Here is a 13048-nt window from a genome sequence, read left to right as displayed (position 1 = left end):
TTACAGCATCGGCAAGCGCAGCATATCCACCACTTTGCGGATGATGTAGTTGCGCTTGGCCGTGTACGGCGGGAAGAACAGTTTGATGGTCATGATCGGCGACGAGCGCAGCACCGCGCGCTCGTGCGAGAAGGCCTTGAAACCAAACTCGCCGTGCGCATTGCCTATCCCCGAATTATTCACGCCGCCAAACGGCAAGTTGCCGTGCGCGAAATGCGCCACGCAGTGGTTGACGCACGCGCCGCCCGAACTGGTGCGCTGCATGACCTTGCCGATATGGCCTTCGTTGCGGCTCCAGATGTACAGGGCCAGCGGCTTCGGTGCGGCGTTGATGGCGGCGATGACCTGATCCAGCTCGCTGTATGAAATGATGGGCAGCAGCGGGCCGAAAATCTCCTCTGACATGATCTCGGCATCGGCCGGTATTTGTTCCAGCAAGGTTGGCGCGATGTAGTGCGCGGCTTCGTCCACCACGCCACCGCAGCTGACGCGCGCGCCGCGCTGCACCGCATCCTGCAGCAAGCCTGCTAACCGCTGCGTGTGACGCAGGTTGACGATGCGCGCCAGGTCCGGGCTCTGCTTCTGTTGCGCGTCATTGGCGCCATAGCGCGCTTGCAGCACGGTGCGGCAAGCGCTGACGAAGGCGTCTTTCACAGTTTCGTGCACGTACACGTGATCGGGCGCCACGCAGGTCTGGCCGTTGTTGATGAACTTGCCCCACATGATGGTTTCGGCAGCCAGCTTGAGGTCGGCCGTCTGGTCGACGATGGTGGGCGATTTGCCGCCCAGCTCCAGCGTCACGCTGGTGAGGTGCTGCGCAGCGGCGGCCATCACCAGCTTGCCGACGGCAGGGGAGCCGGTGAAGAAAATGTGGTCGAAGGGCAGGGCCAGCAGCGCTTGCGAAGTCGCGGCGGCGCCTTCGAAGATCGCCACTTCGTCTGGCGGAAATACATCGGCGATCAGTTCCACCAGCAATGCCGAGACGGCCGGCGTCATTTCGGACGGCTTGATGATGGCGGTGTTGCCCGCCGCCAGCGCCGACACCAGCGGCGCGAGGCACAGGCTGAACGGATAATTCCACGGCGCGATGATCAGCACGCGGCCGCGCGGCTGGTACTGGACCTTGGCCGAGGTGCCCAACATGGTGCTGGTCGGCCAGACTTTGTGCGGCTTCATCCAACGTTTCAGGCGTCCAAGCACGTGGCGGATTTCGTCCAGTACCGGCAGCAGTTCGGACGCTTCTACTTCAGCGGGCGGCTTGCGGAAGTCTTTTTCAAATGCGGCGTAGATCGCTTCGCGGCGCGCCAGGATGGCGTCGCGCAGGCGTTTGATGCGGGTGAGGCGCTCGGCGGCGGTCGACTCGCGCCAGTGCAGGGCGGTCGGTAATTGTGCTGCGAAGGCGGCGTGGATCGTCTCCGGGGTGGCGTTGGCCGGGGCAGCAAACAAGTCGCGTGGCTGGTTCATGCAGGCTCTCCTTATTATTGGAAGAGCAAGCGTAGCATGATTGCCACGACCAGGTTTGGCTGATTCCCTCTAAAAAGTCCGCCACGACGTGCCTTGGAAAATCGCGATGACGCATGCTTTCCATCCCTTCCTGAACTTTTATTTTCCAGCCCTCAGCGCCCAGATCGTGTGGTCAACTGGATGATGGTCTTGCCAGAGTCGTATCAGCGGCGTTATTGGCAGGCCGTTCTTCGCATGCAAAAGGAGCGCGATATGAAACTGCTCAACCCGTTGGAGCAAATGTTTCTCGACGATGGCATTAAAAAAGGCATCAAGCAGGGCTTGGCACAAGGCAGGCAAGAGGGCTTGGCGCAAGGACTGGAGCAAGGCCGCGTAGAAGGGGCGGTTGTGCTGTTGGAGCGGTTGTTGACGCAGCGTTTCGGTCCGTTGCCGCAAACCGTCCACAAACGGTTGGACAAGGCCAGCTTGGAGCAATTGGAAGCCTGGAGCGACGCGCTGGTGGCTGCGCAGTCGCTCCGGCAGGTTTTCAGATAATTAGCTTGCCGACCAGCCGCCGCCGATGGCTTTCACCAGCTGCACGCCGGCCTGGCGGTAGCGGGTGGTCAGGTCCAGCTCGCTGCGGCGCGATTGCAGGTAGGCGGTTTGCGCGGTCACCACTTCCAGATAGCTGGCGGCGCCCTGGTCGTAACGTTTCTTGGCCAGATCCAGCGCACGGCCGGCGGCATCGGCAGCCCGATGGTCGGATTGCGCGGCTTCGTTGTAGTTGTTCAGCAGCGTCAGCTGGTCTTCCACTTGCTGGAAGGCGGTCAGCACCACCGAGCGGTAACGCTGGCCGGCTTCGTCCAGCACGGCCTCCGCACCGGCGATTTGCGCCTTGCGGCGGCCACCGTCCAGCAAGCTCACGGCCAATGTCGGACCGACTGCCCAGAACAGGTTGGAGGCTTGCGCGAAGCGGCCGAAGTCACTGCTCTGGACGCCTGCGCTGGTGCCCAGCGTCAGCGATGGGAACAGCGCCGTGCGTGCCACGCCAAGCTGGTCGCTGGCAGCGGCCACGCGCAGCGCCGCAGCGGCGATATCGGGACGGCGTTGCAGCAGCAGCGATGGCACGCCGACTGGCACCACCGGCGCCGTGAAGCTGGCGCTGGTGTCAGCCGCTTCCAGTTTGAAACTGGAGGCGCTGGCGCCAACCAAAGCCGCAATCGCGTGTTCCTGCACGTCGCGCTGTGCTTGGCGCTGGCGCAGCATGGAGCGGGTCGATTCCACCTGCGTCTGCGCGCGCGCCAGGTCGAGCCCGGACGCGGTGCCGCCGTCGTGGCGCTGGGTGACCAGATCAGCCTGGCGTTTATAGGCCGCTTCGGTATCGCGCAGCAGCTTGATATCGGCATCGGCGCCGCGCAGGGCCAGCAGGGTATCGGCCAGTTGAATCTGCAGCGACAGGCGGGCCGCAGCCAGGTCGGCGTTGGCCGCGCGTTCTTGCGCCACACCAGCGCTGACTTGCTTGCTGATGCGGCCCCACAAATCCACCTCATAGCCAAGGTCGAACTGCAGCGTGCCGCTGTTGTACTCGGCCGGCGAGGTCGCGCCGCGCAGCGGCTTCAAATCGGACTGGCGGATGCGCTGGCCGTTCAGCGACGCACCCAGCGTCGGCGATTCCGCCGCCCGCAGCACGCCGGTTGCGGCTTGCGCCTGCTTGTAGCGCGCCAGCGCGCTGGCCAGGTCCGGGCTGTTGGCGATCAGCTGCTGCTCCAGCTGATCCAGTTGCGGATCGCGGTACATGGTCCACCAGTCGGCGGGCAGCAGTGGTGCCTGGGCGTTAGCCGAGGCCCAGCCGGCAGGAACCTCGCGGAAGCTGTCGGCCAGCGGCACGGCAGGCGGCTGCTGCACCGGCGCTTGCGCGCACGCGGCCAGCGCCAGTGCTAAGGTCGTGGCGTAGAGGATCTTCACAGCTTGCCCTTTGCAGTGTTGGCTGCGGCCACGCGGACGGCGTCGCCGGTCGCCACGCCGTCCGGTGGATTGGCGATCACCTGGTCGTTGTGGTCGATGCCGGAAGCGACTTCCAGCGCGTTGCCCAAGTCACGCCCGACGGTGATCTGCTTCAGCACCACGTGGTTATCCTTGCCCAAGGTAGCCACTTGCGTGCCGCCCTTGTTGAAGATCAGCGCGCTTGGCGGGATGCTCAGGGCGCTGCTGGCCAGCGGCGCGTCGAAGTGGATCGAAGCATAGCCGCCCGGCAGCAGTTCGCGGTTATCGTTCTGCACGGTCAGCTGCACCAGCATGGCGCCGGAACTGGCGTTGATGGCCTGCGACAGCGACTGCACGGTGGCAGTGAAGGTCTTGCCCGGACGTTCAGGCACGCTCAGCTCAGCCTTGTCGCCAACCTTGATGGCAGCAACTTGACGCTGCGGCACGTTGACATACACGCGCAGGCGGCTGATATCGGATACCACGAACAGCTCGCTGCCCACAGCGCCGCCGACGTTGATCAGCGCACCGACATCGGTATTTCGCGCCGTGATCACGCCATCAAACGGCGCCACCAAACGGGTGTAGCGCTGCAGCGCCTGTACCCGGTCCACATTTGCCTGCATGGCATTGACGGCCGACTGCTTGGCCGCCAGGTCGCCGGCCTTCTCATCGGCTTCCTGGTGCGAGACGGCGTCCGCCGCCAGCAGGCCTTGCCAGCGCTTGGCGGTGCTGGCCGCCAGCGTCAGGTTGCTGCGCGCGGTGGCCAGTTCGGCTTTCGCTTGCAGCAGCTGCTGGTCGAGATCCGGCGTTTCGATATCGGCCAAAGTCTGGCCCGATTTGACCGGCGCGCCGATGTCGACGTTCCAGTTTTTCAGGTAGCCGCTGACGCGGGCGTAGATCGGCGCACGCGCCCACGGTTCGATGCGGGCCGGCAGTTCCAGCGACGCGCTGTTGGACTGGCCCACGGCCAGCACGCTGACCAGCGGCACCACTGGCGTGCTGGCTTCCTTGACTTGCGACGCTTGCGAGCGGCGGCTCACGACGCCGGCCGCGACCAGCGCGACGGCAATGGCGATCAGACCCAGGGCCAGCGGCTTGCGACCCATACGTTGAGTGTTAGATGGCATGGACAGGTGCTCCGGAAATAGGTTGGTCGTTAGGTTTCGTTTTAGGCGCATGCTTTTTGTGCACCAGGCTGAACACCACCGGCACAAACAGCAAGGTAGCGGTGGTCGCAAAAATCAGGCCGCCAATCACGGCGCGGCCCAGCGGCGCATTTTGTTCGCCGCCATCGCCCAGGCCCAGCGCCATCGGCAGCATGCCGATGACCATGGACAGGGCGGTCATCAGTACCGGACGGAAGCGGACCGAGCCAGCTTCCAGCGCCGCTTTGGTGGCGTCGCCCAGTTCATCGAGGCGTTCACGGGCGAAGGAAATCACCAGCACCGAGTTGGCGGTGGCCACGCCCATGCACATGATGGCGCCGGTCAGGGCTGGTACCGACAAGGTGGTATTGGTCGCAAACAGCATCCACACGATGCCGGCCAGCGCCGCAGGCAGCGCCGACACGATCACCGCCGGGTCCAGCCACGACTGGAAGTTCACCACGATCAGCAGGTAGATCAGCACCACTGCGCCGAGCAGGCCGAACAGCAGGCCGGCAAAGGCGCGGTCCATGGTCTTGACCTGGCCCAGCATCTGCACGGTCGTACCTTTTGGCAGGTCGGCCTTGGTTTCTTCCAGGGCCTTGTTGATGTCCTTGGCGACGGCGCCGAGGTCACGGTCCTGCGTGGTGGCGTAAATCTGCACCATCGGCTGGATGTCGTACTGGCTGATCAGCGCCGCAGAAGTGCTGCGCTCGAAGCGCGCCACGCCGCCCAGCGTTGCGGTGCCGGTGGTAGCGCCGTTACCGACCGGCAGGTTAGCCAGTGCCGACAGCGAATCCAGCTGCGGCTGCGGCGTTTGCATCACGATCGGGTAGCTGACGCCGTTGGCCGGATTCAGCCAGAAGGTCGGCGCCACCTGCGAGGAACCTGCCAGGTTGACCACCATACTGTTGGTGATGTCGCGCGTGGTCAGGCCCAGCTGCTGCGCCTGTGTACGGTCGACGTCGACGTTGAACACCGGCGCCTTGTTCGATTGCTGGATGCGCGCATCGGCCACGCCCGGAATCGCCTTGAGGCGCTTCAGCAGCTTCTCGGCGTAGACGTAGTTGTCGCCAATCTTGGCGCCGCGAATTTGCACATCAATCGGCGCGGGCGAACCGAAGTTCAGGATCTGCGAGACGATGTCGGCCGGCGGGAACGAGAAAGTAGTGTCCGGGAATTCTTCCGGCAACACCTTGCGCAGCTTGCGCACGTACTCGGCGGTTGGCTGGTGCTCTTCGCTGAGGGCGATCTGGAAGTCGCCATCCTGCGTGCCCATCATGCCGGTGTTGTTGTAGGTGACGTTGATCGAGCTGGCTGGCATGCCGATGTTGTCGGTCAGCGTGACGATTTCCTCCGATGGAATCACACGGCGGATGGTTTGCTCGATGCGGGCGAAGCGGGCTGCGGTTTCTTCGATACGGGTGCCGACCGGCACGCGCACGTGGATCAGTACCTGGCCGGAGTCCACCGACGGGAAGAAGTTACTACCCAGGAAAGGCACCATCGAGAACGAAGCCAGCACCACCACCATGAAGCCGATGATGAACTTGCTGCGGTTGGCGACCGCCGATTCCAGCAGATTGGAGTAGCCAGCGCGTAGGCGCTCGAAGCGGGCTTCGAAAGCGCGCTGGAAACGCACCAGCGGATTGCTCGATGGCGCAGGCGAGCCGTGGCCGCCGTGGGCGTGAGCATGACCCTCGCCAGTGTCGTGCGGCAGCAGCAGGTAGTTGGCCATGGTCGGTACCAAGGTACGCGACAGGATGAACGAGCAGATCATGGCGAAGATCACCGCTTCAGCCATCGGCACGAACAGGAAACGCGACACGCCGTCGAGGAAGAACATCGGCACGAACACGATACAGATACACAGCAGCGACACGAAGGCCGGGGTGGTGATCTGCGCGGCGCCGTCGAGAATCGAGGCTTCCACCGGCTTGCCTTGTTCAAGGTGCCAGTTGATGTTTTCGATGGTCACGGTGGCATCGTCCACCAGGATACCGACTGCCAGCGCAAGGCCGCCCAGCGTCATCAGGTTGAGCGTCTCGCCGATCGCCGACAGGGCGATGATGGAACCGAGAATCGACAGCGGGATCGATACCGCGATGATGATGGTCGAGCGCCAGCTGCCGAGGAACAGCAGGATCATCAGGCTGGTCAGCGCGGCGGCAATCACGCCTTCCGATGCCACGCCTTTAATGGCGGCGCGCACGAACACGGACTGGTCGTTGATCGGCGTGACTTTCAGCGCTTCCGGCCAGCCGGCTTTCAGCGTATCGATCTTGGCGCGCACGCCGTCGACAATCGCCAGGGTGGAGGCCGAGCCGTTCTTCAGTACCGACATCAGCACCGAGCGGCTGCCGTCCACATGCACCACGTTGGTCTGCGGCGCGTTGCCATCGTGGACGTTGGCGATGTCGCCGAGGTAGATGGTGGCGCCGTTGACGACTTTCACCGGCAGGCGCGCCAAATCAGCAATCGCCGATGGTGCGCTGTTCAGCTGGATGGTGTATTCAAGCGAATCGATTTTCTGCGTGCCGACCGGAGTCAGCACGTTTTGCGCCGCCAGCGCGTTGGCGATGTCCTGCGCCGACAGGCCGCGTGCTTGCAGCAGGGCCGGATCAACGTCAATCTGCACCTGGCGCTGTTTGCCGCCGTATGGCAGCGGGATCGCCGCGCCCGGCACGCTGACCAGCGGGGTCCGCACGGTGTTGGTGCCGAGGTCGGACAGCTGCTGTTCCGACAGGCCCTTGCCCGATAGCGCTACCTGCAGGATAGGCACGGTGGCGGCGTTGTAGTTCAGGATCAGCGGTGGGGTGATACCGGCTGGCATCTGCTTGAGCAGCGCCTGCGAGATTGCCGTCACCTGTGCATTGGCCACTGCCACGTTGACGCCAGGCTGGAAGAAAATCTTCACGATGCTGACGCCGGTGTAGGTATTGGCCTCGATGTGTTCAATGTCGTTGACCGTGGTGGTCAGCGCGCGCTGGAACTGGGTCGAGATGCGGCCGGCCATCTGGTCGGGCGGCTGGCCGGTGTATTGCCACGCCACCGCAATCACCGGGATTTTGATGTCGGGGAAAATATCGGTCGGCGTGCGCAGCGCGGCCAGCGGACCGGCGATCAGCAGCAGCAAGGCCATGACCACAAATGTATAAGGACGCCGGAGCGCCACACGGACGATATCAATTAACAAAGGTTACCCCTAGAGACAGGTGCGGCGGAATCGCAGCGCAATGGAATGCTACATTAGTGAATAATTCTAGCTGGTTAATGGTGATGAATGACTTAAGAATTGTTTCTGGCATGTATCACTGTGTTTCGTGATGGCTGTAATCTGTTTGTAATCTGGGCGTCATCTTGTGGTCAGGGGCGGATTTCTATACTGGGCATACCATCAACCCATAAGGAAACCCTCATGAACAAGCTGTTACTTGCCGGCGTTTTCGCCGCCCTGTTTTCCGGAACTGCCTCGGCAACTGTCAATAATATCGTTTTAGTGCATGGCGCGTATGCCGACGGCTCAGGATGGAATGAAGTGATCGCTCGCTTACAGAAAGCTGGCAAGCACGTGACCTCGGTGCAGAATCCCTTGACCTCGCTGGCGGACGATGCCGAAGCCACCCGCCGCGCACTGGCGCAGCAGGATGGCCCGGTTATTTTGGTCGGCCACTCGTGGGCTGGCACGGTGATCAGCGAGACCGGCACCGATCCGAAAGTGAAGGCTTTGGTCTACGTGGCGGCGCGCGCACCGGATGCGGGTGAGGACTACGCCGCGCTGGCCGCGACCTTCCCGGCGGCGCCTGCCGGCAAAGGCCTGGTCAAGACGCCGGACGGTTTCGCGCAGCTGAGCGAGGAAGCGTTTGTGCGCGATTTCGCCGGTGATCTGGATCCGGCCCAGGCGCGCGTGCTGTACGCAGGGCAGGGCCGCATCTCGCAGACCCTGTTCGCCTCGCGCACCACGCAAGCGGCGTGGAAGGTCAAGCCGACTTACTACGCGGTGTCCACCAATGACCGCACCACCTCGCCGGAGCTGGAACGCTTCCTTGCCAAGCGTATGGGCGCCAAGACCATCGAACTGAAATCCAGTCACTTGTCGATGATCTCGCACGCCGACGAGATTGCAAACCTCATCCTTGAGGCAGCGAAGTAAGCACCACCGCGCCGCCGCCAGCTTCCTTCACCGAGACGGTGGCGGGGCTGGCGGCGTTGTCGTTGGCGGCTGCTGCGCGTACCGGTCCGATCATGGTGCCGTTGGCCATGCCCATGGTGTTGGTGCGGAAGCTGCCGATCGGCGCGGCCTGGCTGCTGACGTAGATGTCGTATTGCGTATCCGGCTTCAGCTTGTACAGGAAGGCTTCGATGGCATCCACCACGCCAAGGTTACGCACCACCATGAAGCCTTTGCCGTCAGCGCCGGTGGGCTTGAGCTGAATGTTGTGCGCATCCTGATTCACGCGCGGCACCAGATTGGCGTGGTCGTCGGCGCTGGCCGCCACGTTGGAGAGGTAGACCAGCGCTTGCGGCGCTTGCCCGCCGCCCATGGTGGCGACGATCTTATTGGCGGCGGTATCGATCACCTGTACGCCATCGCCGTTTTCCAGACCGATGTAGACGCGGGTGTTGTCATCCGAAGTCCATGCGCCGTGCGGCAGCGCACCAGTGGCGATGCTTGCCAGTAGTTTGGGTTCCTTGCCGGTGCTGTAGACCTTGACCGCATTCTCTCCGCCTACTGTGACGTAAGCACGTACCTCGCCGCCTACCTTGGCAAAAGCCAGATGGTTGGTGATGAAGCCGGTGTCGATGACGCCGGTGACTTCCAGCGTGCTGGTGCTGATGCGCGTGACCTTGCCCACATCCTTGTGCGTCATCCAGATTTCGCTGAAGTCGGGCGTGAATTGCAGGAAGGGCGAGAACGGGCTGACCACGCTGATGCGCTTGACGATGGTGTGCGAAGCGACGTCGATGATATCGACCATCGGCGTGAAGCTGGAGACGGCAAACGCCAGCTTGCCATCCGGGTGGAACTGCACCATGCCGGGACCAAGATCGGTCTGGATGCGGCGCGTTTCCTTGAATGTGAGCGGGTCGATGACCGAGATGTAGTCTTCACCGCGCACCACCACCCAGACTTCCTTGCCGTCGGCGGTAAAAAAGCCTTCATGCGGCGAACGCCCGACGTAGGTCTTGCCTTTCACCTTGTTGGTGGCGGTATCGATAAACGTCACGGAATTGGAGCCGTTGGAAATGGCGATCAGCGTCTTGTGGTCCGGCGAGAAACCGAGGCCGTGGACATTGATCTCGCCGCGGTACAGCGGCGACAGCACGTCCGGCCGGGCATTGCCTAGCTTGATCTGGCCCAGCAGCGTATTGCTGGCAGGGCTGAAGACCGAGATGGTATTGGTATTTTGGTCCGCCGTATAAACGCGGTCCAGCGGCGACGGGGCGGCGACGGCATAGGCGCAGCACAGCGCTGCGCCCGCAGCCAGTGCGAGTTGTTTCATTTGTTGTTTTCCTTGGATGAGTGGCGTTGCAACCAGGCCTGCATGACATTGATCTCGTTCTGCTGCTCGGCGATGATGCCCAGCGCCAGATTGCGGATCTCTGGATCTTGCGTGTGCAGCAGCACGGCTTTGGCCATATCGACTGCGCCCTGGTGATGGGGCATCATCATGGTGACAAAGTCGTGCTGCGCGATGCCGTTCATGGGCGCTTGCTTCATGCCTGCGTCCATGACGGCCATGGCATCGTCCATCAGCGCGCTGAATGGCTTGGCGCTGCTGGCAATGAAGGGGGCGGGTGGGGCGGCTGCGCCGCCGTGGTGATGGTGCTCCTGCGCTTGCGCTCCTGCCGCCATCAGCGGCAGGATGACGAGGCAGGCGATTATCGCCGGGCGCACCGCTTAGCCTCGGTAGAGCGGGTTGCTGCCGACGTAGACGGTGACCATGCCGGTGGTGACGCCTTCCGGTGCGATTTTCGACAGGTCGAAAGCTTCTTCGCTGTGCAACGTGTCAAAATGCCAGGTGAAGCTCTTGCCGTTGATGTCGAAAGTGACGGTGTCGCCGTTGTCGACGTTGACCCATTTGGTATTCGCGCCGATGGTGATGTGGCGGTCGGCGTTGGCAGCGGCAGTGGCCATGCCGAACTGCGGCTGCGGATTGACCGAGGCGTAGGCGGCGCTGGTGGATACGGCGGCAGCGGCGATGGCGGTGATGAGAATGGTGGTGCGCAGTGCTTTAAACATGATGTTTCCTTTGGTGGTGGAGTGAAGATGTGACCAGTCTAAGGAGCGGGCACTGACAGGAAGATGACGTCCAAATGACAGATTTGTAATCCCTGCGACCAGCTAAAAGGCTGACAATGAGGGCATCATGAAAATACTGATTGTTGAAGACGAACCCAAGGCAGGCGACTACCTGCTCAAAGGCCTGCACGAATCGGGCTACGTGGCGGACCTGGCGCGCAACGGCGTTGACGGCCTTGCGCTGGCGCTGGAACACGATTACGAATTGATCGTGCTGGACGTGATGCTGCCGCAGATGGATGGCTGGACAGTCATCAGCCGCCTGCGCGAACGCAAGGAAACGCCGGTGCTGTTCCTGACCGCGCGCGACGACGTGGCCGATCGCGTCAAAGGACTGGAACTGGGCGCGGACGATTATCTGGTCAAGCCGTTTGCCTTTGCCGAACTGCTGGCCCGCATCAAGACGCTGATGCGGCGCGGACCGGTGCGCGAGGCGGAAGTGATACGCGTGGCCGATCTGGAAATCGATGTGCTGCGGCGGCGCGTAACGCGCGGTGGCCAGCGCGTCGATCTCACTGCCAAGGAGTTCGCGTTGCTGCACCTGCTGGCCAAGCGTCAGGGCGAGGTGCTGTCGCGCACCCAGATCGCTTCCATGGTCTGGGATATGAACTTTGATTCGGACACCAATGTGGTCGATGTGGCGATACGCCGCCTGCGCGCCAAGGTCGACGATCCCTTTCCGCTCAAGCTGGTGCAGACGGTGCGTGGCATGGGTTATCTGCTGGAAGAGCGTTCCTGATGCGCCGTCCGATGTCATTGACGCTGCGCGTGGCGCTGCTGCTGTCGGCGGTGTCGGTGGCGTCGTTTCTGGCCGTCGGCGCTTATTTGTACGCCACGCTGCAACGGCAAATGGCGCACCGCGATGACGTTGAACTGATCGCCAAGGTGGACCAGATCCGCCATATCTTGTCCGAACTACCGTCACTGGCTTCCGTGGCGCAGGACAGCAAGCCGCTGACCGATACGCTGTTCGGCCACAATGACTTCATGCTCAAGGTGAACGCCGCCGATGGCAAGGCGCTGGTACAGACCTCGATCACCTCACGTCCATTGCCGCATGTGGACAGCGTGCCGGCCGGGCGGCCGCTGACCATCGAAGACATCCACGACTGGCAGCCGGCTGCGGGCATCGGCCGCATGGTGCGCGCGGCGGCGACTGTGGGCGGCGGCGATGCGGTGCAAGTGACGCTGGCGCGGGAGCGCTCCGATCGCCTCAAGCTGTTGCGCGCCTATGCGGTAGATTTGCTGATGGCGCTATGCGGTGGCGCGTTGCTGGCGACCTTGCTCGGCTACGCGGTGGTCCGCCACAGCATGCGGCGGCTGCGCAGTGTCATCGCCAAGGCGAACGACATCAGCACCAGCCGCATGAATACACGCTTGTCGATGCATGATGCACCGGTCGAACTGCGCGAAATGGGCGAAGCCTTCAACGCCATGCTGAACCGTCTGGAAGACGGCGTGCAGCGCCTGTCAGGCTTTGCCGCCGATCTCGCGCACGACATGCGCACGCCGCTTAACACGCTGATGCTGGAAACGCAGGTTGCGTTATCGAATACGCGCTCGGTGGAGGAGTACCAGCTGCTGCTGGCCTCCAATCTGGAAGAATACGAGCGGCTGGCGCGCATGATTGATAACACGCTGTTCCTTGCACGCGTCGACAACGCCCAACTGGCTGTGCAGCGCGAGTCGCTGGACTTGCAAGTGGAGCTACAGCGCATTCACGATTATTTTGAGATGCTGGCCGAGGATGTGGACGTGCACCTGAGCGTGGATGCGCCGCCGCTGCGCGCCGACGTCGACCCGATGCTGTTGCAGCGCGCGGTCAGCAACGTGCTATCGAATGCGATCCGCCATACGCCGGCCGGCGGTACGGTACGTGTGTCGGCGCGTGCGCTGGACGATGGCATAGAGCTAGCCGTCAGCAACACCGGACCGGGCATCGCGCCCGAGCACCTGCCGCATATTTTCGACCGCTACTACCGCGCCGATCCGGCTCGCACTGCGGGGGCGGGACTGGGCCTGTCCATCGTCCGCGCCATCATGGCGTTGCACGGCGGTGACATCACGGTCGATAGCCAGCCGGGCGTCCAAACCACTTTTTTCATGAGATTCAAAAAAATTTAAAAAAACGTGTCGATTTATGGTGTGCTGCTTCGTCGTAGGTATAGAG

The 13048-nt window shown here is 62.7% G+C and carries 11 protein-coding genes; 4 read left to right on the top strand and 7 right to left on the bottom strand.

Annotation, left to right across the window (positions count from 1 at the left end):
* On the bottom strand, positions 1 to 1464 hold the full coding sequence (locus GTP46_RS20995) for an aldehyde dehydrogenase family protein (RefSeq protein WP_161008571.1): 1464 nt from the start codon (positions 1462 to 1464) through the stop codon (positions 1 to 3).
* Positions 1465 to 1716: 252 nt separating this feature from the next.
* Between GTP46_RS20995 and GTP46_RS20990 the strand changes: the two genes are divergently transcribed.
* Positions 1717 to 1998, top strand: a complete 282-nt coding sequence (locus GTP46_RS20990) for a DUF4351 domain-containing protein (RefSeq protein WP_161008570.1) — start codon at positions 1717 to 1719, stop codon at positions 1996 to 1998.
* Here GTP46_RS20990 and GTP46_RS20985 read toward each other — a convergent pair whose 3' ends face one another.
* Genes GTP46_RS20985 through GTP46_RS20975 form a run of 3 tightly spaced genes read right to left on the bottom strand, consistent with a single transcriptional unit; the run spans position 1999 to position 7770 of the window.
* On the bottom strand, positions 1999 to 3408 hold the full coding sequence (locus GTP46_RS20985) for an efflux transporter outer membrane subunit (RefSeq protein WP_161008569.1): 1410 nt from the start codon (positions 3406 to 3408) through the stop codon (positions 1999 to 2001).
* The gene (locus GTP46_RS20980; RefSeq protein WP_161008568.1) at positions 3405 to 4556 is read right to left on the bottom strand and encodes an efflux RND transporter periplasmic adaptor subunit; all 1152 of its coding nucleotides are present in this window, start codon (positions 4554 to 4556) and stop codon (positions 3405 to 3407) included. The genes GTP46_RS20985 and GTP46_RS20980 overlap by 4 nt, the downstream gene beginning before the upstream one ends.
* Positions 4546 to 7770 (bottom strand): efflux RND transporter permease subunit, encoded by a 3225-nt coding sequence (locus GTP46_RS20975; RefSeq protein WP_161008567.1) that lies wholly within the window; start codon positions 7768 to 7770, stop codon positions 4546 to 4548. Before GTP46_RS20975 ends, GTP46_RS20980 begins: the two co-directional genes overlap by 11 nt.
* Positions 7771 to 7992: 222 nt before the next feature.
* Between GTP46_RS20975 and GTP46_RS20970 the strand changes: the two genes are divergently transcribed.
* Positions 7993 to 8727 (top strand): alpha/beta fold hydrolase, encoded by a 735-nt coding sequence (locus GTP46_RS20970; protein WP_161008566.1) that lies wholly within the window; start codon positions 7993 to 7995, stop codon positions 8725 to 8727.
* On the opposite strand, the gene GTP46_RS20965 is transcribed toward GTP46_RS20970, so the two are convergent.
* The 3 genes from GTP46_RS20965 to GTP46_RS20955 are packed head-to-tail and all read right to left on the bottom strand — an operon-like array spanning position 8705 to position 10818.
* Positions 8705 to 10078, bottom strand: a complete 1374-nt coding sequence (locus GTP46_RS20965; RefSeq protein WP_161008565.1) for a YncE family protein — start codon at positions 10076 to 10078, stop codon at positions 8705 to 8707. The genes GTP46_RS20970 and GTP46_RS20965 overlap by 23 nt on opposite strands.
* A complete protein-coding gene (locus GTP46_RS20960; RefSeq protein WP_161008705.1) occupies positions 10075 to 10431 on the bottom strand; it encodes a DUF305 domain-containing protein in 357 nt (118 codons plus the stop codon). The genes GTP46_RS20965 and GTP46_RS20960 overlap by 4 nt, the downstream gene beginning before the upstream one ends.
* Before the next feature lie 45 nt (positions 10432 to 10476).
* On the bottom strand, positions 10477 to 10818 hold the full coding sequence (locus GTP46_RS20955) for a CzcE family metal-binding protein (protein WP_161008564.1): 342 nt from the start codon (positions 10816 to 10818) through the stop codon (positions 10477 to 10479).
* Positions 10819 to 10945: 127 nt separating this feature from the next.
* On the opposite strand from GTP46_RS20955, the gene GTP46_RS20950 reads away from it, so the two are divergent.
* Together GTP46_RS20950 and GTP46_RS20945 are read left to right on the top strand one after the other, a co-directional pair.
* The gene (locus GTP46_RS20950) at positions 10946 to 11617 is read left to right on the top strand and encodes a heavy metal response regulator transcription factor (protein WP_161008563.1); all 672 of its coding nucleotides are present in this window, start codon (positions 10946 to 10948) and stop codon (positions 11615 to 11617) included.
* Positions 11617 to 13002, top strand: a complete 1386-nt coding sequence (locus GTP46_RS20945) for a heavy metal sensor histidine kinase (RefSeq protein ID WP_161008562.1) — start codon at positions 11617 to 11619, stop codon at positions 13000 to 13002. Before GTP46_RS20950 ends, GTP46_RS20945 begins: the two co-directional genes overlap by 1 nt.
* Positions 13003 to 13048 lie beyond the last annotated feature (46 nt).

The organism is Duganella flavida, from assembly GCF_009857445.1.
In the GTDB taxonomy this organism is placed as follows: domain Bacteria; phylum Pseudomonadota; class Gammaproteobacteria; order Burkholderiales; family Burkholderiaceae_D; genus Rugamonas; species Rugamonas flavida.
The sequence above is the reverse complement of the archived record's forward strand: the minus strand, read 5'-3'. Positions and strand labels throughout refer to the sequence as shown.